25 protein-coding genes and 1 pseudogene are annotated in these 25362 nt (G+C 60.1%); 19 read left to right on the plus strand and 7 right to left on the minus strand.

Annotation, left to right across the window (positions count from 1 at the left end):
• Nucleotides 1-241 (plus strand): annotated as a pseudogene (locus DQW91_RS00005) (calcium-binding protein); the annotation flags it as partial.
• A 259-nt stretch (nucleotides 242-500) separates the two neighbouring features.
• Here the strand turns inward: DQW91_RS00005 and DQW91_RS16785 are convergent.
• A complete protein-coding gene (locus tag DQW91_RS16785) occupies nucleotides 501-644 on the minus strand; it encodes a hypothetical protein (RefSeq protein ID WP_198411728.1) in 144 nt (47 codons plus the stop codon).
• A 287-nt stretch (nucleotides 645-931) separates the two neighbouring features.
• Here DQW91_RS16785 and DQW91_RS00015 point away from each other — a divergent pair, with 287 nt between their 5' ends.
• The 7 genes from DQW91_RS00015 to DQW91_RS00045 all read left to right on the plus strand — a co-directional run bounded on the left by DQW91_RS00015 (nucleotide 932) and on the right by DQW91_RS00045 (nucleotide 8876).
• On the plus strand, nucleotides 932-1615 hold the full coding sequence (locus DQW91_RS00015) for a hypothetical protein (protein WP_198411729.1): 684 nt from the start codon (nucleotides 932-934) through the stop codon (nucleotides 1613-1615).
• A gap of 142 nt (nucleotides 1616-1757) precedes the next feature.
• Nucleotides 1758-2537 carry an acetoin reductase gene (locus DQW91_RS00020; RefSeq protein WP_112661557.1) on the plus strand — a complete coding sequence of 260 codons (780 nt, stop codon included), beginning with the start codon at nucleotides 1758-1760 and terminating at the stop codon, nucleotides 2535-2537.
• A gap of 440 nt (nucleotides 2538-2977) precedes the next feature.
• Entirely contained in the window at nucleotides 2978-4606 is a 1629-nt protein-coding gene (locus DQW91_RS00025) for an ABC transporter substrate-binding protein (RefSeq protein ID WP_112662360.1), read from the plus strand.
• Nucleotides 4607-4616: 10 nt separating this feature from the next.
• Nucleotides 4617-5549: an ABC transporter permease gene (locus DQW91_RS00030; protein WP_198411730.1), complete on the plus strand. Its 933-nt coding sequence runs from the start codon at nucleotides 4617-4619 to the stop codon at nucleotides 5547-5549.
• Complete coding sequence (locus DQW91_RS00035) at nucleotides 5549-6424, plus strand: ABC transporter permease (protein ID WP_112661558.1); 876 nt, start codon at nucleotides 5549-5551, stop codon at nucleotides 6422-6424. Before DQW91_RS00030 ends, DQW91_RS00035 begins: the two co-directional genes overlap by 1 nt.
• Before the next feature lie 3 nt (nucleotides 6425-6427).
• On the plus strand, nucleotides 6428-8083 hold the full coding sequence (locus DQW91_RS00040; RefSeq protein WP_112661559.1) for a dipeptide ABC transporter ATP-binding protein: 1656 nt from the start codon (nucleotides 6428-6430) through the stop codon (nucleotides 8081-8083).
• On the plus strand, nucleotides 8052-8876 hold the full coding sequence (locus DQW91_RS00045) for a DUF1684 domain-containing protein (RefSeq protein ID WP_112661560.1): 825 nt from the start codon (nucleotides 8052-8054) through the stop codon (nucleotides 8874-8876). Before DQW91_RS00040 ends, DQW91_RS00045 begins: the two co-directional genes overlap by 32 nt.
• Nucleotides 8877-8890: 14 nt before the next feature.
• On the opposite strand, the gene DQW91_RS00050 is transcribed toward DQW91_RS00045, so the two are convergent.
• Complete coding sequence (locus tag DQW91_RS00050) at nucleotides 8891-10165, minus strand: flavin monoamine oxidase family protein (RefSeq protein ID WP_245410845.1); 1275 nt, start codon at nucleotides 10163-10165, stop codon at nucleotides 8891-8893.
• Nucleotides 10166-10442: 277 nt separating this feature from the next.
• Between DQW91_RS00050 and DQW91_RS16450 the strand changes: the two genes are divergently transcribed.
• Nucleotides 10443-10637, plus strand: coding sequence for a hypothetical protein (locus tag DQW91_RS16450; protein WP_157961278.1), 195 nt, complete (start codon nucleotides 10443-10445; stop codon nucleotides 10635-10637).
• A 24-nt stretch (nucleotides 10638-10661) separates the two neighbouring features.
• On the opposite strand, the gene DQW91_RS00055 is transcribed toward DQW91_RS16450, so the two are convergent.
• Complete coding sequence (locus tag DQW91_RS00055; protein ID WP_112661562.1) at nucleotides 10662-12206, minus strand: bifunctional aminoglycoside phosphotransferase/ATP-binding protein; 1545 nt, start codon at nucleotides 12204-12206, stop codon at nucleotides 10662-10664.
• Between the two features lie 227 nt (nucleotides 12207-12433).
• On the opposite strand from DQW91_RS00055, the gene DQW91_RS00060 reads away from it, so the two are divergent.
• Nucleotides 12434-12673, plus strand: coding sequence for a hypothetical protein (locus tag DQW91_RS00060; RefSeq protein WP_112661563.1), 240 nt, complete (start codon nucleotides 12434-12436; stop codon nucleotides 12671-12673).
• 10 nt (nucleotides 12674-12683) lie between these two features.
• Here the strand turns inward: DQW91_RS00060 and DQW91_RS00065 are convergent, their stop codons facing one another.
• Nucleotides 12684-13334 (minus strand): dienelactone hydrolase family protein, encoded by a 651-nt coding sequence (locus tag DQW91_RS00065; protein ID WP_245410846.1) that lies wholly within the window; start codon nucleotides 13332-13334, stop codon nucleotides 12684-12686.
• Nucleotides 13335-13534: 200 nt separating this feature from the next.
• Here DQW91_RS00065 and DQW91_RS00070 point away from each other — a divergent pair, with 200 nt between their 5' ends.
• From DQW91_RS00070 to DQW91_RS00105, 8 genes are all read left to right on the plus strand, one after another.
• Entirely contained in the window at nucleotides 13535-14101 is a 567-nt protein-coding gene (locus DQW91_RS00070) for an HPF/RaiA family ribosome-associated protein (RefSeq protein ID WP_112661565.1), read from the plus strand.
• 315 nt (nucleotides 14102-14416) lie between these two features.
• A complete protein-coding gene (locus DQW91_RS00075; protein WP_112661566.1) occupies nucleotides 14417-15148 on the plus strand; it encodes a FadR/GntR family transcriptional regulator in 732 nt (243 codons plus the stop codon).
• Nucleotides 15149-15166: 18 nt separating this feature from the next.
• The gene (locus DQW91_RS00080) at nucleotides 15167-16219 is read left to right on the plus strand and encodes an ABC transporter ATP-binding protein (protein ID WP_112661567.1); all 1053 of its coding nucleotides are present in this window, start codon (nucleotides 15167-15169) and stop codon (nucleotides 16217-16219) included.
• A complete protein-coding gene (locus DQW91_RS00085) occupies nucleotides 16216-17310 on the plus strand; it encodes an ABC transporter ATP-binding protein (RefSeq protein WP_112661568.1) in 1095 nt (364 codons plus the stop codon). The genes DQW91_RS00080 and DQW91_RS00085 overlap by 4 nt, the downstream gene beginning before the upstream one ends.
• A gap of 18 nt (nucleotides 17311-17328) precedes the next feature.
• Nucleotides 17329-18828: an ABC transporter substrate-binding protein gene (locus tag DQW91_RS00090; RefSeq protein WP_112661569.1), complete on the plus strand. Its 1500-nt coding sequence runs from the start codon at nucleotides 17329-17331 to the stop codon at nucleotides 18826-18828.
• Nucleotides 18829-18902: 74 nt separating this feature from the next.
• Entirely contained in the window at nucleotides 18903-19850 is a 948-nt protein-coding gene (locus DQW91_RS00095) for an ABC transporter permease (RefSeq protein ID WP_112661570.1), read from the plus strand.
• A gap of 62 nt (nucleotides 19851-19912) precedes the next feature.
• Nucleotides 19913-20716 (plus strand): ABC transporter permease, encoded by an 804-nt coding sequence (locus tag DQW91_RS00100; RefSeq protein ID WP_245410892.1) that lies wholly within the window; start codon nucleotides 19913-19915, stop codon nucleotides 20714-20716.
• 17 nt (nucleotides 20717-20733) lie between these two features.
• Nucleotides 20734-22527: a gamma-glutamyltransferase family protein gene (locus tag DQW91_RS00105; RefSeq protein ID WP_112661572.1), complete on the plus strand. Its 1794-nt coding sequence runs from the start codon at nucleotides 20734-20736 to the stop codon at nucleotides 22525-22527.
• Nucleotides 22528-22632: 105 nt separating this feature from the next.
• Here DQW91_RS00105 and DQW91_RS00110 read toward each other — a convergent pair whose 3' ends face one another.
• From DQW91_RS00110 to DQW91_RS00120, 3 genes are all read right to left on the minus strand, one after another.
• Complete coding sequence (locus DQW91_RS00110; RefSeq protein ID WP_198411731.1) at nucleotides 22633-23580, minus strand: 1-phosphofructokinase family hexose kinase; 948 nt, start codon at nucleotides 23578-23580, stop codon at nucleotides 22633-22635.
• A gap of 31 nt (nucleotides 23581-23611) precedes the next feature.
• Entirely contained in the window at nucleotides 23612-24055 is a 444-nt protein-coding gene (locus DQW91_RS00115; protein WP_112661573.1) for a host attachment protein, read from the minus strand.
• Between the two features lie 92 nt (nucleotides 24056-24147).
• Nucleotides 24148-25203, minus strand: coding sequence for a hypothetical protein (locus DQW91_RS00120; RefSeq protein ID WP_245410847.1), 1056 nt, complete (start codon nucleotides 25201-25203; stop codon nucleotides 24148-24150).
• On the opposite strand from DQW91_RS00120, the gene DQW91_RS17160 reads away from it, so the two are divergent.
• Entirely contained in the window at nucleotides 25202-25336 is a 135-nt protein-coding gene (locus DQW91_RS17160; RefSeq protein WP_281023993.1) for a hypothetical protein, read from the plus strand. The genes DQW91_RS00120 and DQW91_RS17160 overlap by 2 nt on opposite strands.
• The last annotated feature ends 26 nt before the right edge of the window (nucleotides 25337-25362 follow it).

Raw genomic sequence — 25362 nt, forward strand, 5'->3', positions numbered from 1 at the left:
GGACGACACGATCCATCTCGCCAGGAGCGCGTTCACCAAGCTGGCGAAGAAGGGCGTGCTCAAGTCCGGTGAGTTCTATCAGGGCACGAAGGCGCACGATCACGACGACCGGATCATCTACGACAAGAAGACGGGGGCGCTGTACTACGATGCCGACGGCACCGGATCACAGGCCCAGATCCAGATCGCAACCCTCTCCAAGAACCTCAAGATGACTTACAAGGACTTCTTCGTGGTCTGATCCGAGTGTCCACATCCCGGCAAGGGCATTGTGCCGTTCAGGAACGAAGGAAGTTTCAGTGTTACTCCCTAAAAGTTCCCGTACGGCCTCTGCTACCGCAGCAGCGTCCACCACTACGAGAGCGTAGCTCCTTCGCTTGGCGTTCCGTCCTTCCACCTGCATTGATGCCAGCGGAAAGACGCGCAGCTCCGTGCGCGGCGCACCGGCCTGCTGGATGGCTTCGCCGAGCGCGCCTTCGCTCTCATAGTTGAAGGCCGAGTCAAGCAGGCGATAGCCGTTGAGAATGGCGTTCGCGATTGCCACTCGCGCCGGTCGAACCGTTCAGCCTGTAAGTACCGAAGCCGATCTTGGGCAAGGTCGTGTTGTCGTTCGGTATGACACTGAGAACGTCGATATGTGGCATAACTCGATCCTCTATTTGGACTTCTGTGCATACGCGGTTCTCTCAGTCGTCGAACTTCACTCTGCAGCCACGTTCTGACGACGCATGAAGGAGGGAGAGCACTGTCTCTTCATCACGTCGTCATGAATCAACTCGCGCCGATCCTGCCCAACCAGACGCCGATGCCGAACACGATGGCACCGCCAGTCTCAATCGGAATGAATTTTGCAGACCAATAAAGCGGACCCTGGAAGCGCCAAAACTCCGTAACGATGCTTATCGCGGCCTCGTTTGGGCAGGCCGCCGTTGTGCCGATTCAGGCTGGCGTGTCGGCGGTTCTCGTCCTTGCGCTCGGCCTGGAGAGCGCCGGGCTGATCCGCATGGAGGATGTGGCCGTCGGCGTCGTCGTTGGCCTCGTCTTTAGCCAGATTCTTCTGACACCCGACCCTGTCCGTGAGATCGATGCCGCCGCCGACGACCTGCTCGTGCGGCTCGCGAAAGCGTTCCAGCAATCCGCCGATGCCCTGAAAGCGGATGATGTCGTAAAGGCCGAGGCGGCACTCAGATCGTTTTCGAGTTCGCATGACAGCCTGATCGCACTCGCTGCCGGCATCGATGGTGCGCGCAATGCCGCGCGCTGGTCGCTCAGGGGGCGGCTGACTGCCCGCACGGTGGCGGAAACCGCTGCCCGCTACGACCGGCGCGCCATCCGCCTGTACGCCTCCGCTCTTCTGTTCGGCGAGGCTCTCGCCAACGCGCTTCGCAAAGGGGCCGCACCCGCACCAGACGGATTGTCCGGGATCATCTCGGAGACAGCGAACCGCTGTTTTCGTCTGGCAGGCGCACAGCCAGCTTCAAAAGCGGTCCAGCCTCTCAATGACGCAGGCACGGCAGTCCCGGCAAGCTGGTACGACACCGTCATTCATCTGCAGGCTGTCGGCGATGTCCTGCGCAACTTCGAAGAGATCAATCGACCGCCACCTGCATCCTGAATTGACCGTAGACAGAAGGATATCGAAACATGACTTATGCGACGATCAATCCCTACATGACGCATTTTTGAAGAATGACAGTCATCATTCTGCGATAGGTTATCCAACGTACAACGCCATTAAAGATCAGCGGAGATATAGCATGGCAAGCAGCGGAAAAGTGGCACTCGTGACCGGCGCGGCCCAAGGTATCGGCAGGGGCATCGCGCTTAGGCTTGCCAAGGATGGCGCCGATATCGCGCTCGTCGACGTCAAGGCGGATAAGATCACGGCAGTTCAAAAGGAGATCGAGGCGCTCGGCAGAAAGGCGACGACCTTCGTCGCCGACGTCAGCAAGCGCGACGATGTCTATGCGGCGATCGAACATGCCGAGAAGGAACTCGGCAGCTTCGATGTCATCGTCAACAATGCCGGCATCGCGCAGGTCAAGCCGTTGTCCGACGTTCTACCGGAGGACCTGAATCGCATCTTCCGGATCAATGTCGACGGGGTTCTCTGGGGTATTCAGGCCGCGGCGGCCAAGTTCAAGGCGCGTGGGAAAAAGGGCAAGATCATCAACGCCTCCTCGATCGCCGGCCATGACGGCTTCGCGATGCTCGGCGTCTACTCCGCAACAAAATTCGCCGTGCGGGCACTGACCCAGGCTGCGGCCAAGGAATATGCCTCCGCCGGCATCACCGTGAACGCCTATTGCCCCGGTATCGTCGGCACCGACATGTGGGTCGAGATCGACGAACGCTTTGCGGAGATCACCGGAACGCCAAAAGGTGAAACCTACAAGAAATATGTAGAAGGCATCGCTCTCGGCCGCGCCCAGACCCCCGATGATGTGGCAGCCCTCGTTGCATTCCTCGCCAGCGACGATTCCGACTACATCACCGGCCAGGCCATCCTGACCGACGGCGGCATCGTCTATCGCTAGGTCGCAGCGCGCACAAAAATCAGGCACCGTTGCGTGCAACGGTGCTTAACTCGACGCTTGAGGACTTGCGAAATCCGCTTCGACGCCATGACCATGGTCGGTCTCTGGCGGCCAGCAAAAGCCAACAAACGAACTGGCGCAGACAAATCTGCGTCGCTGAGAGCGACCATCCGAAGCCCGGACCGACAAGCCCCAACCAGTGCCCCGCATGTCCAAAGCTCTTTTCAGGCATTCTTGAGATCGGCCGCTTTGACTCGTCAAAAGAAGGAATATCCATGGATACCGCTCATGAGAGAAAATACATTTCTAACTCCCGCCATAAAAACAAAAATATACTTCTACCATTCGTTGACATTCGCCCTATTGCGGGGGAATATTTTTCTACTTCAGTATTATAGAGACGCTGCCCGCCGGCAGATTTGAAATCATTGGAGATCGAGATGGTGGAGTTCGGTTCCGTCACGGGATTGGCACGAAACACAGGCATCGCAGCATGCTTGTCGGCTGCCCTGACCTTCTTGCCAGGCGCTGGCTTCGCTCAGGACAAGCCGCAATCGGGCGGAACCCTGCGCGTCGTCACTTATGAGCCGCTTTGCCTCGACCAGATCGAAGGCACGTCGCGCAACACGCAGACTGCCCTGCAGAGCATTTACGACCGCCTGGTTTCGGAGAGCCTGGACGGCAAGTTCCATCCGTGGATCGCTAGCAACTGGACGATCTCGGACGACCAGCTCACCTATACGTTCACGATCCGCGACGGCGTGAAGTTTCATGACGGCACGCCGCTGAATGCGGAGGCCGTGCGCTTCAATCTGCAGCGCTGGCTTGAGGTCAAGAAAGCCGGCGGCGCGCCCATCGAAGCGATTTCCGCCAGTGGCGACACCGTCACCGTGAAGTTGCGCAAGGCCTATAGCCCCCTGCTCCATGACCTGAGCGAGCCTGCGCAGGGCTTCATCTCGCCCGCCTCCATTCAGAAATACAGCAAGGAAGAGCGCTGCGCCGGAGGCCCCGGCATCACTGTCGGTTCCGGACCGTTCAAGGTTCTGTCCCGCACGCCGGGCCGCGACCTCGTCTTCGAACGTAACGATGATTATAACTGGGGCCCGAAGGACGCCGCGCATGAGGGCAAGGCTTACCTCGACAAGATCGAGCAACGCTTCCTCAAGGAAGATTCCGTGCGTGTCGGCGCGGTGGAATCCAATCAGGCCGATATCGCGACGGGGGTTCCTGCAATTTCCGTCGAGGACATCAAAGCGAAACCGCATCTGAAACTCCTGCAGACGCAGCAGCCCGGCATTCCGTGGTCGTTCTGGCTCAATCAGTCGAAAGCGCCGCTCGACGACATCAAGGTTCGCGAAGCCCTTCGCGTCGGCGCCGACTATGCCGGCCTCATTGATGCCGTGTTCCTCGGCACGGCGACGCCCGCTTATGCAGCTCTCACGCCCGCCGTTGCGACAGGCTACGACGCGTCCCTCGATAAGTCCTGGTCGTTCGACGCCAAGAAGGCTCAGGCCCTTCTCGACGAGGCCGGCTGGAAGGTTGGCAGCGACGGCATTCGCGTCAAGGACGGCAAGCGCCTGACATTGCGCGGCATCTCCGCAACTCCGTGGACCAACCAGCAGCGTGATCTTTATGCGCAGGGACTAAAGGCCGCGCTCGCCGCCATCGGCATCGACTACGTCCGCGACGTCATCGATTTCGGCACGGCCGATGCGCGCTTCAAGGCCAACGATTACGACATCGTCGATACATCCCAGGCCGCGAGCGAACCGAACCTTCTCTACGGAGCGTTCTACTCCACCGAGACCTGGGACAAGGGTAACACCAACTGGGGCTTCGTGAAGGACAAGGATCTCGACAGCGCCCTGGCTGACGGGCTTGCCACGACGGATCGCGAGAAGCGTATCGCCGCCTACAAGGCCGCGCAGAAGATCATCGCACAGAAGGTCTATCTGATCCCCATCGCGAACCCCACCGTTCTTCTCGCCGCCAACAAGAAGGTCCAGGGCGTGACCTTCGGAACGTCCGGCCAGATCGGCTCCTATTACGACGTGTGGCTCACGAAGTAAGGAAAACGTCTTGCACATCGCAAGAGAACTTTTCATCCGTATTCTTGCGGGAGCAGCGGTCCTCTGGGCCGCTGCTTCTTTGGCTTTTGCCATCCTCCAGCTTTTTCCCAGCGATCCGGTGCAGGTGATCTACGGCGCGGATTCGTCCGTAACGCCGGAACTGCGCAACGCCATTCGCGCCGATTTCGGCCTCGACCAGCCGGTCTGGGTGCAATATCAGCGCTTCGTCACAAGGATCGCGCAAGGCGATCTCGGCATTTCCTATCAGCAGCGCCGCACGGTGACATCGATCATCGGGAGCGAACTCGGCTCCACGCTGACGCTTGCATCCCTTGCCGTCCTCGCCGCCGTCATCATGGCTTTCCTGGCCTCTCTGCTCACTGCAGGCCGCAAGACCTGGCTGCGCCGCACGCTCTCGTCCTTCGAGCTCCTGAGCGTCTCGACCCCGGTTCTGTGGGTCGGCATTCTTCTTCTGACCTTCTTCTCCTTTCAATGGCAGCTTTTCCCCGTCGTCGCCGATAGCGGCTGGCGCTCCCTCGTTCTGCCTGTCGCGACACTGGCAATCGCCGTTTTCGGCAGCTTGAGTCAGGTGATGCGGGAGGAGATGGATCGTGCGCTCGAGCAGCCCTTCATTCTGACGGCACGCACCCGTGGCCTCTCTGAATGGGCGATCCGCTGGAGGCACGCCCTTGGGCATGCGCTCATTCCGGCCATCACGATCAGCACGGAAACGTTCGGCGGTCTGCTTGCAGGATCCATCGTCACGGAGCAGGTCTTCGGACGTCCTGGACTTGGCCGCATCACGCTGGAAGCGATCACGAACCATGACATTCCCGTGGTGATGGGGATCGTCCTTTTCGTCGCCTTCGTTTTCGTCACCCTCAACATTCTCGCCGACCTGCTCTATCGTCTGGTCGATCCACGGCTGCGCGTTTCAAACTGATGACAGACCTCACGCCAGAATTCGCCGGTTCGTCACCCTCTCGCCTTACGTCAAAGGCCATCGCGGGGTTGCGCCGCATTCCTCTCAGTGTCGTTATCGCGGCAGCTGTCGTGGCCTTCCTCGTCCTGTGTGCGCTTTTCCCCGGTCTCGTCACGTCGAAGGACCCTTATAAGATCGGCCTGTTGCATTCGTTGCGCCCGCCGTCTTTCGAGTTTCCTTTCGGCACCGACCAGCTTGGACGCGATATCTTTTCCCGCGTGGTGCATGGCGCGAGCTACTCGCTTTCGATTGGGCTGGGCGCCACTTTGATCGCCGTGACGGTGGGCCTCGCCGTGGGGCTCATTGCCGGCAACGCAGGCGGTGCCGTCGATCTCGCCTTCATGCGGATTATCGATGTGCTGCTCGCCTTCCCTGCCCTTTTCATGTCCATGGCCGTTGTCGCGCTCATCGGCAAAGGTAGCGTCAACGTTCTCCTCGCCATCGCGATTGCCGAAATTCCTCGCTATGCCCGCATCGTCCGGTCTCAGGTTCTGATCGTGCGCCAGTCAGGCTATGTCGAAGCCGCTCTCATTCTTGGTCAGCGCCGCTGGATCACGTTGCTGAAGCACGTTCTTCCCAACACCATCGGCCCGCTGATCATTCTCTCGACCCTCGGCATCGGCAGCGCCATCCTGTCCTCGGCAGCGCTCAGTTATCTCGGCCTCGGGCCCAGGCCTCCGACGCCGGAATGGGGCCTGATGCTGGCCGAGGGTCAGGGCTATCTGCGCAAGGCCTGGTGGATCGGCGTTTTTCCCGGCGTCTTCGCAACGCTCACCGTCGTCTCGACCACCATTCTCGGCCGCTATCTCAAGGCGCTCTCGGACGGTAGGGTTTGAGCCATGCGTCTTCTGACAGTCGAAGACCTGAACGTTTCGTTTTCCGGATCGCCAGCCGTGCGCGGCTTGAGCCTTTCGGTCGATGCCGGTCAATGCGTCGCGATTGTCGGGGAATCCGGTTCGGGCAAATCAGTCACGGCACGGGCGCTTGTCGGGCTTGCCGGGGACAATGCGTCCGTCGCCGCCAAGAGCCTTCAGCTCGGCGACAAGGACCTTTTACGCCTTTCATCTTCGCAGTGGCGCAATGTCCGTGGACGCCACATCGGTTTCGTCCTGCAGGACGCCCTGGTTTCCCTCGATCCGCTCAAGACCATCGGGGCGGAAATCGCCGAGGCTTTGACCCAGCATGTGGATTTGCCTCGTACTCAGGTGCGGCAGAGAGTTCTCGACCTCCTATCTTCGGTCGGCATCCCCGATCCGGAGGAGCGCATCGGCCAGTTCGCTCACCAGCTGTCAGGCGGCTTGCGTCAGCGCGCGCTGATCGCATCGGCCATTGCCGCCAACCCTGCGCTTCTGATTGCCGACGAACCGACAACAGCGCTCGATGTCATCGTGCAGGCGCAGATCCTGACTCTGCTTCGCGAGATGAAGGAAAAAGGAACAGGCCTCATCCTCATCTCGCATGACCTCGCCGTCGTCTCCTCACTCGCCGACCACATTATCGTTCTCAAGGACGGTTCCGTCGTGGAATCCGGATCTCCTGAGCAGATTTTTTCAAATCCGCAAGCGCCCTATACCCGCGCCTTGCTCGCGGCAATTCCCTCTGCGGCAACGAGAGGGAAGAGACTGGGTCTCAATGCCGATTCCTTGCAGCGACAGACCGAACCGACGAACCGAAAGGAAGGGCCTGCGCTTCAAGCACGCCGTCTTGTCAAAAGGCTCGGGAGTCGGCTTGTCGTCGATGACGTCAGCGTCAATCTTCAGATCGGCGAAACGCTCGGTCTTGTCGGAGCCTCCGGTAGCGGGAAGACAACGCTGGCCCGCCTTCTCCTTGCGCTGCAGCAACCGGATTCGGGTGAAGTGCTCATCAAGGAGGCTCCCTGGTCACGGTTCACCGAAAAGCAAAGGCGCTCCGTGCGCCCACGCGTCCAACTCGTGTCGCAGGATCCGTTGGGTTCTTTCGATCCACGCTATCGGGTGATTGATATTCTTTCCGAAGCGCTGGAAATCGTCGGCCTACCCAAGCGCGACTGGGCGGCGCGTGCGGCGGAACTCATGTCGTCCGTGGGATTGAGCGAAGCGCACTTGTCCCGCCGCCCCCGGCAATTGTCAGGTGGACAGCGGCAGCGCGTCGCCATTGCCCGCGCGTTGGCCATGAAGCCGGACATCCTCATTTGCGACGAGCCCGTTTCCGCCCTCGACGTCTCGACGCAGGCTCAGGTGCTGGATCTTCTGGATGACCTGAAGAACCAGTTCGGCCTCACGGTTCTGTTCATCTCGCACGATCTTGGCGTCGTTCACCATGTCAGCGACCGCGTGATGGTGATGCATGCTGGAAAGATCGTCGAGGAGGGATCCGTGGAAGATGTCTTCCTGCATCCCCGAAGCGCCTATGCGAAAGAGCTTCTCGCCGCCCTGCCGCGCATCCCTTCTTCGGACCATAACCCGCAAACCAATGAGCCCCGCGATGGCAAAGACTCAATACCTCTCAGCGCTTGAAGAGTGGCATGTCCAACGAGTTGCGACTCTGACAAAGCCTGATGGATGGTTGAGCGTCGCGGGGCTTGAGTGGTTGAAGCCCGGAACCTGGCGGTTCGGCTCGGCTGCCGACAACGACATCGTGATTCCCCACATTCCGGCACATGCCGGAGCAATCGCTCACGACGATCATGGGATTGTGAGTGTCAGGCTTGATTCATCCGCAAACGGCACCATTGATGGGCAGTCTCTCGCGGAGGCGAAACTGTCCGCCACGGGGGCGCCGACGCTGGTGGCTTTCGGCACAACGTCCTTCCATCTGATCGAACGCGGTGGCCGCAGGGCTTTGCGCATTCTCGACAGTGACAGCCGTAACAGACAAACCTTTTCCGACATTCCCCGTTTCCCGGTCGATCCTTCCTGGCGCATTGTCGCCGACTGGGTTGCCCTTGAAAGCCCGCGACCTTTCGAAGTCGATAGTGTGATCGGCACGACAAGCACGGTCCTTGTCACGCACAAAGCGGTCTTCAGCCATAACGGCAGCAGTTATGAGCTTTGGCCGACGCATGGCACACCGGACGCACCCATGTTCGTTCTGCGAGATGGAACGTCCGGCACGGAAACCTATGGGGCAAGCCGCTTTCTCGTCGGCGAGGTCGCCAGCTCCGAAATCGTCCTGGACTTCAACAAAGCTATTAACCCGCCCTGCGCGTTCACCGATTTTGCAACGTGCCCCCTGCCGCCGTCGGAAAACAGATTGACCATTCGCATAGAGGCTGGAGAAAAGCTTCCCCGCTTTCAAGCAGCGATTTGAGGCGTTCGCGTTAGCTAGCGCAATCGCGCAACAACTTCGCGGGCTGCACGCTCACCTTCAAGCGTTGCACCACCAACCGTCATCGCACCTCCGCCAGCACTTGCTTCGCCGGCGAGCCAGATCCTTTCGCCAATCGGCATTCGCAATGCCTCACGTGCGGAGAGATGCCCAGGCTTTGCGATGGAGTACGAGCCGAAAGAATGCGGATCGCTCCACCATGCGGCAAGACGCCCGCCCACCACCGTTTCGCGAACACGGCCGCCGACCAGTGCGGTCAGGCGCTCGAGAGCGAAGTCGAGGGCTGCGGCCTCACCCGCACGGCACAGGTCTCTCGCGTGATCTCCACCGATGTGAGAAACCACAAGAGGCTCGCCACCGGGCCAGAACTCGAAGCTCATCGCCACGCCGCCCGGTGCGATGTCGACGAGGTCGGTCGCATCCAGAGTTCCGAACCGTTCACGGTCGATACGTAAGGCTATCTTGGTCAACGCGCCCATGTGGAGCCCATCGATCGCCTGCTGAATCTCGGAAGGCAACTCAGGCGAAAAGCGTAGCGCACCAGCCTGCAGGACGCCGAGCGGAACCGTTACGATAGCGGTCTGCGCTCTGATAACTCCACGCAGCGTCTCGGCCTCGACACGCCCATCACCCCAGCGCAGATGGGTGACCTCCGTCGAGAGGCGCACGGGAATGTCCGCGCCATAGTGTTCGACCAACGCGCCATATCCGCCGGCCGGGATATAATCGTCCCCGCTCCACAATTGATCGTAGTCCTGGAGCGAAACGCGATCAGGGTCCTCCCCCAGCGCAAACAACGTGATGCCGCCAGCGGCATCCGCAATTTCGGGCGGTTTGCCACGGACCGCATCCGCGAACGAAAAATCGATCGATCCGGTGGCCTCAACCAGACGCTCGACTTGGCCATTGGCACGCCGCCGGCTCCTTCGTTCATCGTCCGACAGGGGAATTCCATTGCGATAGACGCGAAATCCGCCCCCCTCTTCCTCTTCATTAAGAGGGACGCCGAGGTCTGTTGCTATCTTTCGCCAAGGGTTGCGATCTCTCCAATGAACATAGTGAGCACCCGCATCGAAGGGCGCGCCCAGGGACCGGTCTGTATAGGCGCGTCCGCCGATCCGGGGGCGCGCCTCGAGAATGGTGACAGTGCGCCCGGCAGCCCGCAACGATTTAGCTGCAGCAAGCCCCGCCGCACCAGCACCGACGATCAGAACGTCGACATCTGTCGCCAACGCCCTGCGAGCGATGCTGAACGAGGCGATACCCGCCATGGCTCCGCGCCGGGTGATCCGCATATGCTCCTGCCCTCTCCCTCCAATATCATGGCGGATCGTAATCAGGACTGGATCAATTTTAAGGCAACATGGCCATCCTTCTCAGATCAATGCATGGAATTTTCGGCTCTGCATAAGCGGAGCTTTTCTTGAAATGCATTACGGAATCGTAATGTCGCGGCAACTCTCAAGCTGCACCTGAACGATTATTCTCCATCGCATACCGTAGTCGCCTTCAGGGGCTTTTTTCATACCGACGAACGGAGAACGACTTTTGACTGAGCAAAAATCCGTCGAAGACACGAGGACTCCAACCGTCCGCCTCGCCCTGAGCGAAATCAAGGATGCTGTGCGTGAGTTACGGACCAAAGCTCCCGAAAGCTTCTTGATCGATCTTGCAGAACAAAAGATCGAGATGATCGAGGAAAGCCAGAAAGGCTTGCATAACCCTGTGCCGTCTTGGCTGTGACATCGGCAACCCCGATATAGGCGCTCATGACGGGACCGTGCCGATGCCACAACGCCGGAGGATATCGTCGCTGATGGTGGCAGGATCCCGTGACGCATCGAGACGCACCCAGTCGATCTCGCCGCAATCCCGAGAAACTTGCTTCACCACAACGTCCACAGTTGCATCGGATGGGTCGTTCAAGCGTGACATGACGCGGGAGACGAGAACCTTTTCGGAAGCATCCAGCCAGTACCCCGAGAAAGAGACGCCGCCCTCCGCCGCGATCTTCTCAATTTTCTTGCGTTCGTCCGGGCGGTCGAAGACAGCATCGACGACAACGGCGGCCCCACAAGCCAGAGCAATGGTGGCCTCACGTCTTTGGGTCTCGTAGACCTTGGCTGAAATCTCGGGCTGATAAGCGGCTTCAGGCAGGCGCGTCTGGGCAGAAACGCCGAAGAGCCGCTTTCTGATACGATCACTGCTCAGGATGCGAGCCCCGGGAGTGGATCCGAGATAAGGCGCGCTCAACGATGCGACGGTCGATTTTCCTGAGCCGCTCAACCCGCCAATCGCAACGAGAGCGGGAGGCGACGGCTGCAGGAGAGATTGCGCCAGATCGAAATATTGCATGGCTTCCGCACGAAGGTGCGCGCTATCGCTTGCAAGTGCGTTCTTGGCTTGAATAGCCGTGACATGCGCACGAACTGCCGCGCGAATGGCCATGAAGAAAGGCACAAGACCAAGGCCATCCGCTTCATCCGTCTCGTCAAGATAGCGGTTGAGCAGGATGCTGGCCAAATCCCGCTGCTCCCGATGCCACAAGTCCATCAGCAGAAAAGCCAAGTCGTAGAGCACGTCTATCGTGGCGATGCTTTCATCGAACTCGATGCAGTCGAACAGAGTCGGCACGCCCTGCCAGAGGCAGATGTTGCGAAGGGTAAGATCCCCGTGGCAGCGCCGCACTCTTCCTGAAAGGCGGCGCTTCTCGAGAACTTGCGAGTGCTCGAGAAGGGTTTCTTGGAACCGCGCTGCGACCGTTGCCGCGACATCGTCGGCAACCAAACCTGTCGCCCGAAGGGAGCGGTCGTTGATGTCGAGAACCTGTGCGATTCCTTTGACGCCACCCATCTCCCGATTGATAGGCGCCTCACGATGGAAGGCCGCGATCTGATGAGCAAGATCAGAGACGATGGCGCCCGTCAGGGAGCCGTTCTGTGCCATCCTGTCAAAGAGGCAATCCTGATCGAAGCGACGCATTTCAAGAAGAGCATCAACCAACGATCCGTCCCCATCGATCTCGAGCCCTCCATCCGCCTTACGCGTAATGGTGCGGACGCCGACATAAAGCGCCGGAGCAGTGCGGGAATTGAGTTCGAACTCCTTGAGGCAGGCCTCATGCCTTTTGTGCGGCGTCGAATAATCGAGATAAGGGAAATGAACGGCGAGTTTCAGCTTGTAAGCCTTCTCACCCGTCAGAAAGATTCTTGAGGCATGGGTTGAGATGGTTTGAACGGAGGAGCGCGTGCCGAACAGCCGTTCAAGAAAACTGACGGTCCCAACCTGTTCTTCCAAGGCGGCTGACTTCAAGGTTCATCCCTCCAAGAGGTAGAGTTCCCGTTCCGGGCATCGCCAATTACGCAGTCAAGACCTTCCCTCAATATAAGCCAAGCTTCCCAGCTTTACAGACTGTCTGCCTCGCATCAGCCATGCATCCTTCTGATGCTGCGCCATCATAGACGGGGAACACTGCCCCGACCTCACCGTTTTTCCATGCGCGGATCGGCTGGCTTGGCCGAAAGTTACGAGGCGGGCATATGCAAGGCGCAAACCTTTCCAAGAATGAGATCGCGCAGTTGGTTGGCGACGTCTCCGATGAGACCATTGTGGACATCATGAAGACAGCGGCGACAGCCGAGGAGATCGAGACCGCTCTGCAATGGTTGTCGAGCGAGGACGATGTTATGGGAAAATCGGGAAAGCCGCTCTCGGTGCGGGCGGCCGCCGTTTACGATATTCTGCTCGCCGAAGACGCGCAGCAGGATCGGGAGCGGTGAAAGCAAGTCGTCACCGCGGCGCTTCATCCGTCGGAATCGTTCTTGGCCAGGCTCCCGAGAGGTGCGTCATGAACCATGCGGATGCTTTGGAAACGACCTGATCCATCGCTCCCTCTTCCTCGAAAAGATGCGTTGCCCCGGGGATGATCGACAGCTCTGTTTCACAGCGCATCATCTTCCTTGCTGCGCGGTTAAGTTCCAGAACGTCATAGTCGTTTCCACCGACGATCAGGAGAGTGGGGGCGCGCACCTCCCCCAGCGCTTGCCCGGCAAGATCGGGGCGCCCACCACGGGAGACCACAGCTTTGACGAGGCCAGGCGCCTGCGCGGCGGCGACAAGGGCAGCCGCCGCGCCAGTGCTTGCACCGAACACACCAATCGGCGTCCTCGCCAAATCCTCCTGTTCTGAAACCCAATTGATGGCGTTGATAACGCGACTTCCAAGAAGGGGGATGTCGAACACGTTTCGTCTGTCCTGCGCCTCTTCATCTGTCAGCAAATCGAAGAGGAGCGTGGCCAAACCGGAATCATTCAACTGCCTCGCGACAAGAGTGTTGCGGGGGCTGAGGCGGCTCGATCCGCTGCCATGCGCAAAGATGACCAGCCCATAGCGATTTTGCGGAAGTGTCAGCGTTCCGGCCAGGCGTTCCGCGCCGATCATAACTTCTCTCGAGCGATGAGCCTGGAGCATTCCCCGAGCGTATCGCCTCGCCCCCAAACCGCCTTGACTTTCATCAATGTGGGGAAACGCATCGGGATCATTGTGTCGCGGATGAGCGTTGTCCTGTTTTCACAGCGATTGGCCTCACGCGCCAGAAGCGAGCGGCCAACGGCGGCGCTGATGAGTGGAGAAGGATCATCATGCAGGTCAAGGCTCAGGTTGATTTTCAGGGCTTCAAACCTTCGGATCAGATCCGGACCCTGATTGATGACAATGTTGGTCGGCTCGAGGAGTTTTATGAGCGGATCACCGCCTGCCGGGTCGTGATGAAATCACCTGGAGAGCGGCATAAAACCGGCGGGCTTTATGAGGTCAACATTCATATTGTTCTTCCCTATGGTCATGAGGTGGCCATCGAGAAAACGCCGCCAGAGGATGAGCGCTTCGCGGATCCGTTCTTCGCCATCCGTGATGCGTTCAACCGCGCCCGCCGTCGCCTTCAGGATGAGGTGCGGGACCTGCGCAGCGAGATCAAGACACATGAAGAGCAGCCCATCGGAACCGTGAGGCTCATTCATCCCGAGGAGGGATATGGCTTCATCGAAACTGCGGAAGGGAAGGAAATCTACTTCCACAAAAACAGCGTGTTGAACGACGCCTTTGCGCAACTTGCCGCAGGCACGCGAGTCTCGTTCGCTGAAGAAGAGGGCGAGAAGGGGCCTCAGGCAAGCACGGTCAAACTGCTTGGCAAACATGGATTGCGTTAGGCTGAAAGCATCTCTGCGAGCTGAGTGCAACTGCGACTGAACCTTGTGCCGCGGAGTGCCCACACTCACGCATCCGCCCCCCGGAATTGCGGAGCGTCCCCCTGCATCATCGCCAAGCCGCTCTTGAGCACAAAATGAGCTGTGCCATGCCCGGCTGCCTCTTTCTTCCTGAAATCTGCCCCTCTTTTCACCACACAAACCAATTGCAAATTGGTTCAAAGTCGGCTTAGCTTCATTTCACAAACGCCTTGTTTTCGGCACGAATAAGCAAATTTTCCCGCGACCATTTGTAATATTGGTTCGCGCGAGGGGCAAATGACACGTCCTGAAACCAGCCCGGACAGTTCGGATTTCGCGCTCACGCAGCTCCGCGCTTTGCTGGACGACCTGTCGGGCAGCGAGGACCGGCAGCTGCCGCCGGAGCGGGGGCTTGCGCAGCAAATCGGCGTGGGCCGGCGCTCCCTGAGACGGGCGCTCGATGTCCTCGAGGCCGAAGGCCGGATCTGGCGGCATCAGGGCAAGGGCACCTTTCTCGGCCCCCGCCCCTTGAGCGCCGAGAGCGGTTTCGAGGCGCTTTCCAGTCGGACGACTCCTCTCGATGTCATGGAAGCGCGGCTCGAAATCGAACCCGCGCTCGCGCGCCTCGCCGCGTTGCGAGCCTCCAACGGCGATATCGAACGCATGGAGCATCTGGCACGAAAGACGGCGACATCCGCCGCAACCGATACCGACAACCGTGAACTCTGGGACGGCGCTTTTCACCGCGCCATCGCCGAGGCGGCAGGGAACAGCCTTCTCTTCGCCTTCCTCGACACGATCAACCAGATCAGACAGGACTCGACCTGGCGCCGCCTGCGGGAGCAAGCGCGGTCCCCACAAGGCGAACAGACTTACGTTCACTATCACCACCGGATCGTAACGGCGATCGCCGCCCGCGATGGCGATGCGGCTGAAAAGGCGATGCGCGAACATCTGGAAACGGTTCGCGCGAGCCTCATCAAAAGCATGGCGCGGCCACCTCAACCCGAGCATGCCGGCAATGAATGACCAAGGAAGACCTGTTTCATGACGAATGAGAGTGCCCTCCGGCCCAGCGGGGCGAACGTGACGGTCGCCCCCGCCGCGTCGCAACCGCTTCTGCGGGTTGAGAACCTGTCGGTCAGGTTCGATGGAGCGCCCCCCGGCATCAACGTGGTCGACGATGTGTCCTTCACGCTCGCCAAGGGCAAAACCCTCTGCATCGTCGGTGAATCCGGCTGCGGAAAAAGCGTCACGGCGCTTGCACTCATGGGCCTTCTGCCGACGCCTCCCGCGCGCATTGTTCAGGGTGCGGCATATGTCGGTGATCAGAACCTCTTCAGTCTGTCGGAACGCGAGCGGGCCGATTTTCGTGGCAACCGGACGGCGATGATTTTTCAGGAGCCGATGACATCGCTCAATCCCGCCTTCACCATCGGTGATCAGATCGCGGAAGGCATTCTACGGCATAAAAATGTTTCGAAAGCGCAAGCCTGGGAGCGCGCGCTGGAGATGTTGCGCCGCGTCCGCATCCCGGCTCCGGAAAAGCGCCTTCGCGCCTATCCGCATGAACTGTCCGGCGGCATGCGCCAACGCGTGATGATTGCAATGGCGCTTGCCAACGAACCGCAGATCCTCATCGCCGACGAGCCGACCACCGCTCTTGATGTGACGATTCAGGCGCAGATCCTCTCCCTCGTCCGCCGCCTTCAGGAGGAAAGCGGCATGTCGATGATCCTGATTACGCACGATCTCGGCGTCGTTGCTGAAGTCGCCGATGAAGTCGCGGTCATGTATGCGGGCCGCATCGTCGAGTCAGGCTCCGTCGACGCAATCTTCGAAGATCCGCAGCATCCCTACACGATCGGCCTCATGGGCTCCGTTCCTTCACTTGGCCGCAGGCAAGGCCGCCTCGCGACGATCCGGGGATCGGTTCCGCCGGCGGAACTGATGCCGAAGGGATGCCGTTTCTCGCCGCGCTGCCCGTTTGCGGAAAGCCGCTGCGCAAGCGAACCGCCGCCATTGACCGAAATCACCCCCGCGCACAGCGCACGGTGCTGGTACGCACCGCTTGAACAACACCGGGGAGCGGCGGCATGAGCATCAAGAGTGAAATCATTCTGGAAGGCATCGACCTCGTCAAACACTTCGGCGGCGGCGGCGTTCTTTCGTCACCGACGGTGGTTCGCGCCGTCGATGGTGTTTCGCTGCAGGTCAAGCGCGGTGAAACTTTCGCCATCGTGGGCGAATCCGGCTGCGGCAAGTCCACGCTCGGTCGCCTGCTCCTTCGCCTCATCGAGGCAACAAAGGGAGACGTGCTCTACGAGGGGCAATCCATCCGCGCGCTCGGCTCGCGCGAGATGCGCCGCTTGCGCCGGGACTTGCAGATCATCTTTCAGGATCCGTTCGCATCGCTCAATCCACGCATGAACGTCGGCGACATCATTGGGGAACCGATTGCGTTGCACGGTCTCGCCCGTGGCGGTGCGCGCCGCGAACGGGTGAGCGAACTCCTTCAGACCGTCGGAATCGCACCAACCCATGCCGACCGCTATCCGCATGAATTTTCCGGCGGCCAACGCCAGCGCATCGGCATCGCCCGTGCGCTTGCCGGAGAGCCCAAGCTGATTATCGGCGATGAACCCGTCTCCGCGCTGGATGTCTCGATTCAAGCGCAGATCATCAATCTTCTCGAGGATCTGAAGGAGCGGTTCGGCCTCACACTGGTAATCGTCGCGCACGATCTTGCCGTCATCCGGCACATGAGCGACCGCGTCGCCGTCATGTATCTCGGTGAGATTGTCGAATTGAGCGAGACGGACGCTCTCTTCGATAACCCACTTCATCCCTATACGCAGGCGCTTCTCACCGCGATTCCGGTTCCAAGCCCGATCAACCGCAAGGCGAAGCCTCTCTTGCAGGGTGATGTTCCGAGCCCCACCGCTCCGCCTCCGGGCTGCCGTTTCCACACACGGTGCCCGCATGCGAAAGCGCTCTGCCGGGAAGAACACCCCAAACTCGAATCCGCTCCCGATGGACGGAAGGTTGCGTGCCATTTCTGGCGCGAAATTCAGAACGCTGGAGCAGGCGCCTTGGCAGCGCCTGCTCCGAGCGAGGCGCTCGCCAAACGCCTTGCACTCTACAGAACCTGGCGCGACCGGCAGGACAAGACCGGCGCATCAAGTCAGTAACCCAGAGGAGAGAACAGTATGAAGCGTAGTTTCATGATGGCTCTTGCGGCCGGTCTCTTGATGAGCACCGCCGCCTCGGCCCAAACCCTGAAGATTGGCCTGAACGACGATCCCGACGTGCTCGATCCGCACCGTGCGCGCACGTTTACCGGCCGCATCGTCTTTGCCTCCCTGTGCGACAAGCTTGTCGACATCACGCCGGACCTAAAGTTCACGCCCGAACTCGCGACAGAGTGGGCCTGGAGCGGTGACGGCAAGACGCTGACGTTCAAGCTGCGTCCGGGCGTCACTTTTCATGACGGCGAAAAGATGGATGCGGCGGCCGTGAAGGCCAATCTCGACCGCGCCCGCACATTGCCCGACAGCCTGCGCAAGAGCGAGCTGAACTCCGTCGAGAGCGTCGAAGTGGTCGACGACCTGACCGTCGCGGTCAAGCTGGCCCGTCCGGACGGAACGCTGCTGTCCCAGCTGTCCGACCGCGCCGGCATGATGCTTTCGCCCAAAGCTTTCGCTGCCGCCGATTTCGCACAGAAGCCCGTTTGTTCCGGCCCCTTCAAGTTCGTTGAGCGCGTGCAGAACGACCGCATCGTTCTCGAGCGCTTCAAGGAGCACTGGAACGCCAAGGCTTACAATTTCGACCGCGTCGTGTTCACGCCGATTCCGGATACGACAGTTCGCCTCGCAAACCTGAAGGCCGGCAATCTCGACCTGCTGGAGCGCCTCGCGCCGAGCGATGTGCCGAGCGTCAAGAGCGATTCGAAGCTCATCTTCGCTCCCATCAGCGGCATCGGCTATCAGGGGCTCACGATCAACACCAACAACGGCGACCGCGCCAAGACCCCGCTCGGCCAGGACAAGCGGATTCGTCAGGCCCTGCAATTGTCCATCGACATGGATGTCGTCAACGAGGTCGTTGGACAGGGCATCTTCCCGCCCGCGACCCAGCCCTTCCCGCTCGCGAGCCCCTATCACGACCCGAAGTACGATAAGCGCAAGCGCGATGTCGCCAAGGCGAAAGCACTCCTGAAGGAAGCCGGGGTTGAGAAGGTCAAGTTCGAGCTGACTTTCGGCAACAACACAACCACCCAGCAGATCGCGGAAATGATCCAGGCGATGGCGGCGGAAGCGGGTTTTGAAATTTCGCTTCGCCCGACCGAGTTTGCCGCCATGCAGAAGGAAGCCACAGCCGGCAACTTCGACGTCAACGTCATCGGCTGGTCCGGCCGAGTCGATCCGGACGGCAACATCCATGCCTTCGTGACCTGCAAGGGAGCCCTCAACGACGGCCGGTATTGCAACCCGGAAATCGACCGCATTCTGAACGAGGCGCGCTCGATCACGGATGAGGGAAAGCGCAAGGCTTTGTACGACACCGCGCAAGCCGTTCTGCTCGACGAGCTGCCGATCATCTACACCTACTATCAGCCCTGGCCCTTCGCGCTGTCGAAGAAGCTTGATGGCTTCAAGCCCTATCCGGACGGCCTGATCCGTCTCAAGGGCGTGAAGTTCGCCTCCTGAGCCCTTTTGAACCGCGTGCCCGGCGACAAGCTGGGCACGCACCACTCATCTTTCAAAGTGGATAAGAGCACCTCATGCTCCGTTATATTGCCAGACGCTTGCTGATCGCGATTCCGACGATCCTTCTCGTGTCGGTGCTGGTGTTTGCCCTGCAGAAACTCTTGCCGGGCGACCCCGTTCTCACGATGGCCGGCGAAGAACGCGACCCGGAGGTTCTGGCTTTCCTGCGTGAGAAATATCGCCTCGACGATCCCCTCATCGTGCAATACTTCGCCTGGTTCGGCCAGGTTCTGCAGGGCAATCTCGGCATTTCCCTGCGCACGGACATTCCGGTCCTCAAGCTTATTCTGACCAAGCTGCCCGTGACGATTGAGCTCGCGATCTTCGCGATGATCGTGGCGCTCGCAATCGGTATTCCCGCCGGCATCATCTCCGCCGTGAAAAAGGGAACGTCCATCGACTACGTGGCCAATGTGACCGCGCTGTCCGGCCTCTCAATTCCGAATTTCTGGCTCGGCATTCTCCTCATCATGCTCGTTTCGGTGCGCTGGCAGCTTCTCCCCGCCTCCGGCTTCGTTCCGCCGGCGGAAGATTTGTGGATGAACATCAAGACCATGCTGATGCCGGCCATCGTTCTCGGCACCGGCCTTGCGGCAAGCCTGATGCGCCACACACGCAGCGCCATGCTCGGCGTGCTGCGCTCCGACTATATCCGCACCGCCCGCGCCAAGGGCCTTCTTGCTCCTGCCGTTATCCTGAAGCATGCGCTGCGAAACGCGCTGATGCCGATCATCACCCTATCCACTTTGCTGTTCGGCGAGCTGCTCGCCGGCGCCGTTCTGACCGAGCAGATCTTCACGATCCCAGGCTTCGGAAAGCTCGTCGTGGATGCGGTGTTCAACCGCGATTACGCGGTCGTCCAGGGCGTCGTTCTCTGCACCGCCGTCGGATTCATCTTCATGAACCTTCTCGCCGACATTCTTTATGTCCTGGTCAATCCTCGCCTGAGGCACGCCCGATGACACTCGCCGTTACTGACGAAATCGCTCTTCCCAAGAAACGCAACCGCGTTCTGGCGAAGTTCATGAAGAATCGCGCCGCCGTCTTCGGCGCGGGAATCGTCCTGTTCTTTGTTCTGGTCGCCATAGTCGCGCCGCTCGTCGCGCCGTTCGATCCGATCAAACCGAGCTTCTCGACGATCCGCAAGGCCCCCTCCCTGCTCTACTGGTTCGGCACGGACGAGCTGGGCCGGGATGTGTTCTCACGCATGCTCCTCGGCACGCGCGCGTCATTGAGCGCGGGCGTCATCTCGGTAGGGATCGCTATTATTCTGGGCGTGCCGTTCGGCCTTGTCGCCGGCTATTTCGGCGGATGGCTCGATGCTTCGATCTCCCGTGCGACGGAGGCGCTGCTGTCCATCCCCTTCCTGATCCTCGCGATTGCTCTTGCCGCTTTCCTGGGGCCCAGCCTGACGAATGCCATGATCGCAATCGGCCTTTCCGCCATGCCGATCTTCATTCGTCTCACGCGCGGGCAGGTGCTCTCCGTCAAGGCGGAGGACTATGTCGAAGGCGCGCGCGCCATCGGCCTGCCCGACTTCTGGATCATGCTTCGTTACGTTCTGCCGAATGCGCTGCCGCCCATCCTCGTGCAGGCAACACTGACGATTGCCAGCGCCATCATCGCGGAGGCGAGCCTGTCCTTCCTTGGCCTTGGACAGCAACCGCCGAACCCCTCATGGGGCTCGATGCTGAACACCGCCAAGAACTTCATGAGCCAGGCGCCCTGGATGTCGATTTTTCCCGGTTCCGCTATCTTCCTCGTCGTGCTCGGCTTCAATCTTTTTGGCGACGGGCTGCGTGACGCCCTCGACCCTCGCGAAAACTAACATCTCGGATCGGTTTCATGTTCACAACACGCCCTGAAATTCTCGGCACATTCGGCATTGTCACCTCGACCCACTGGCTTGCTTCGGCCTCCGGCATGGCGATGCTGGAAAAGGGCGGTAACGCCTTCGATGCCTGCGTCGCCTCCGGTTTCGTCCTGCAGGTTGTCGAGCCGCATCTTGTAGGTCCGGCAGGCGAAGTTCCCGCCGTTTTCTATTCGGCAAAGACCGGTAAGGTCGAAGTTCTGTGCGGTCAGGGCACCGCTCCGAAGGGCGCTACGCTCGATCATTACCGCAACGAGGGTCTCAAGCTTATCCCCGGCAACGGCATGCTGGCGACGGTCATTCCCGGTGCGTTCGATGCGTGGATGATCCTGCTGCGCGATCACGGCAGCTTGCGGCTGCGCGATGTACTCGAACCTGCGATCTATTACGCCGAGCAGGGACACCCTCTGCTTCCCCGTGTTGCCGATACGATCAAGGGCCTCAAGACCTTTTTCGAAACGGAGTGGCCGACCTCCGCCGCGCTCTTCCTGCCTGGCGGCAATGCGCCCGCCCCGCGCCAGATTTTCCGCAATGCGCCGCTCGCCGAAACATGGAAGCGCGTGCTGCGCGAGGCCGAAGCCAAGGGGCGTGGCCGCGAGGGTGAAATCGAAGCCGCACGCGAAGTCTTCTACAAAGGCTTCGTGGCCGAGGCCATCGACAGCTTCGTCCGCTCGACGGAGGTGATGGACCAGAGCGGCTCCCGCCATCGCGGTGTTCTCAGTGCCGACGACATGGCCTCGTGGTCCGCGAGCTACGACGCGCCTCTCACCTACGAGTATCACAATTACCGGGTCAACAAGATCCGCCCTTGGGGTCAGGGGCCTGTCTTCCTTCAAACACTCGCCTTGCTGAAGGGCTTCGACCTTGCGGAGATGGGGCCGGTGAGCGCGCCGTTCCTCCATACGGTTGTCGAGGCCATGAAGCTCGCCTTCGCGGATCGCGAGGCGTATTACGGCGACCCGAACTTCGTGCAGGTGCCGATGGAGACGCTTCTCTCCGACACCTACAACGATGCGAGACGAAAGCTCATCGGCGATAAGGCCTCACTCGATCTGCGTCCGGGCCACGTTGACGGCTACGAACTGCAGGTCGAACGGACGATGAAGGCCCTGCGCGATCTCTCGACGACGGACCGCAAGGTGACAGGCGGCGAACCCACCCTCGCCTCCATGCGCTCGGCGCGCCGCGGCGACACGGTTCATATCGACGTGGTCGACCGCTTCGGCAACATGATCGCCGCCATGCCGTCAGGCGGCTGGCTGCAATCCTCGCCCGTCATTCCGGAACTTGGCTTCATGTTGAATTCGCGGGCGCAGATGTTCTGGCTGGAGCCCGGCCTGCCCGCGAGCCTCGAGCCCGGCAAGCGCCCGCGCACGACGCTGACCCCCACCCTCGCGGAAAAGGACGGCAAGCCTTACATGGTGTTCGGCTCTCCCGGTGGCGACCAGCAGGAGCAATGGCAACTGCTGCTGTTCCTGCGTCACGCACATCACGGCCTGAATCTGCAGGAGGCCATCGATTTGCCGATGGCCCATACGGCGCACTTTCCTTCCTCCTTCTATCCACGCGAGCAGAAACCGGGCCATCTGGCCGCCGAGGAGACGTTCGGCAAGGAGGTTCTGGACGAGTTGCGCGAGCGCGGCCACGATGTCGAGACTGTGCCGGCCTGGACCGTCGGACGCCTTGTCGCGGCAAGCCGCGATGCCGACGGCCTCCTCCACGGCGCCGCCACGCCGCGCCTCATGCAGGCTTACGCCGTCGGACGCTAAGGGCGAGAACCCGCAAATTCCCGATGCAGCTCTTGCCTGCATCGGGAAAGAAGTTTCGATAGGGCCTCCACAAAAGCGCGCTGTCTGTTGCGAACCACAAAAAATCTAGCGCGCCGCCTCTGCTTCAGGCGCGATACAAGCCGCATACAGACGCTCTACATCGGCGCGGTGGCAGAGCTCAGTGCCAGGCGACATCAGGGTCGCCGCTCCTGCCGCCATGCCCAGGCGCACTGCGTGGCGCAAATCCAGACCTTTCACCAGGCCAACGGTGATCGCTCCAACCATGCTGTCCCCCGCGCCGACCGTGCTTCGCACAGGAACGGCGATTGGCGGCAAGCTCTCATATCTTTCAGCCGTCACCAAAAGCGCACCTTTTGCGCCGAGCGACACCACGACGATTTGGCTAATGCCACGCCCGATCAGTTCACGCGCGGCCTCGACCTGTTGAGCTTCCTCGCGAAGCTCCCGGCCAACCCATTCGCGCAACTCACGAATGCTCGGCTTGAGAAGATACACGCCGGAACGCATCGCGCGCAGGGCATCCCCCGACGTATCGAGCACGAAAGGGATGCCGCGTTCTTTCGCCAGATCGGCCACCGTCTGAAAAAATCCGACAGGAACTCCAGGCGGCAGACTGCCGCTCGCAACAATGAAGCGAGTACCTTCGGCAACCTCCGCAAGACGGGCAAGACATGCCTCACACTCCGCCTGCGTGAGCGCGGGACCGGGTAAAACGAACCTATATTGCAAGCTGCTGCGCCGCTCATCGACCGTGAAATTTTCCCTCGTCGGTCCATCAATCGGGATTCGACTATGAGGAACGCCATCCCTGTCGAGGAGATTTTCCAGAGTGCCTCCGGCCGGCCCGCCCGCAGGGAAAATCGCAAAGGCGTCTCCACCGAGAACGCGAACTACTCTCGCCACATTGATCCCGCCACCGCCGGGATCGTAACGTGGCGGAGCACACCGCACCTTATCTGTCGGCACAACAGTGTCCGCGCTCGTGGCGATGTCGAGCGCCGGATTCATCGTCAGCGTTACGATCTCGGGCACCTGAACCGTCTCCCGCGTCCCGCCTGTATTTTCAGGCCGCTGTCAGGTGCTGTTCGATTTCGTAGACAGGGTGCTTGGTCAGATCCTTGTTGATCTCGGCAAGGATCACTTTCTTCACACCGTCCGAAAACCGCTCGCGAAGCTCGGCCAGTGTCCGCGGCGGAGCGGCCACGACAACAGCCTCGAGAGTGGCATTGAGGTATGCAGCATTGACCGTTTTCGCCACCTCATCGGCGAATGCCAACTCGGCCGCATCGTGCCAATTGAACTGTTCCACGGCGCTGCGTTGCCGAAGCATGAAGGCTCGCCCCGGTTTGTCCGAGCCTATCTCGCTCGTTTTCGGATTCTCGGGAGCCTGAAAAACGCGCTGAACACGCAGATTGGGATAAACATCGTCACCCTGATTTCTCAGGAACAACGCTTTTCGTCCATCGCAGACAAGCACCAGGCATTCATGAGGAATTTTCAGTTTCATGCTTACCACTCCTTGCTTGGATTATTCTTAGGTAACCATCGAAGTATCCGCGTTGATCCAAATCAGTTCCGCTCTTTAAACACGCCGGTTTTTCATCGATCGAAAGCCTTCTCGGCCAACTCAAGATAACGCCGTGCCTGAGGACGCCATTTGGCAGGCTCCCTTGGCACGGGATCGAAAAGGTGAGCGAGCGACAGGCGCGCCCGCAGCACGGCATGTAACGCGCAATAGACTGCCATGAGATCTTCAGGAATATTCTCTCCCATGCGCCTTGCAACCCTCTCGATGAGAACGAGACCAAACCACGGTGCGTCGAAGCGCGCGCATTCGACCGCGAGAGACATCAGCTCATCGAAGGGATCGACCAACCGCAATTCCCAGCTGAATTCGAGACAGTCGAAAATGACGACCGGTGTCGCCAGGCAGATGTGCTCTGGCCGAAGATCGCCATGCCCATCAACGATGTGACCGGAGGATGCCCTTTCCTCCAGACGGTTGCGTGCCGACAAAAGAGCAGCGTCAACGCGGTTGAGCAGGTCTACGATCCAACCTTGCTCGTCCAGAAGTCCCGGATGCGTCAGGACGGCGCGGTTCTCGGCCATCTCGTGCGTGAAGCGCCGGAAAGGCGCTTGAGGATCGATCTGAGGATGCTCGGCCTTTCGATAGAAATTCGCCAGAACCTCCGCGAGACGCTCGGCATCGTGCTCGTCCACCGTTCCTTCCTGCAGCCGTAGATCGAGCATGCAAGCGGCCGGAAGGCGTTTCATCACCACAAGCCAATCGACGATCTCACCCTCCCCCTCCAATGTCAGAGCTCCCTGCCTGGAGCGCCGGAGAGGGATAACGCCTTGATAGATTCCTGAGGCGAGCCACCGGTTGAGGCGCACCTCCTCCCGGCAAAAAAACTCGCGCGCCTCTAGCGTCGCAAAGTCAAGGTAGGGATAACGAACGGGCTTCTTCAGCTTGAAGACCTTGTCTTCGCCAAGGAAGATCCAGGACATATGGGTTTCTTTGGTGACCACCTTGCCCGAGCCATGCGGATAGGACGAGGCCGCACTCAGGAAGCGAACCTTCTCTTCGAGCGCGGTGGCGCTGCCGTCGACCAGGCCATATTCCGGCGCGGTGTCGCCGGCTGAGCGAAGCATCATGTCGACAGGAGAAACGCTTCCGGATCGGCTGACCTTGATTATCGTCAATATGCCGGATGCAATTTTCGGATACGGGCCGAGCAGTCATGTTCATGAAACGCTCAAGCTTGCCGTTATTGCAACGGTTGCCTAGTGCACGAAATGGCACCCGATGAGGCT

It is taken from the genome of Microvirga flavescens (assembly GCF_003290125.1).
Lineage (GTDB): Bacteria > Pseudomonadota > Alphaproteobacteria > Rhizobiales > Beijerinckiaceae > Microvirga > Microvirga flavescens.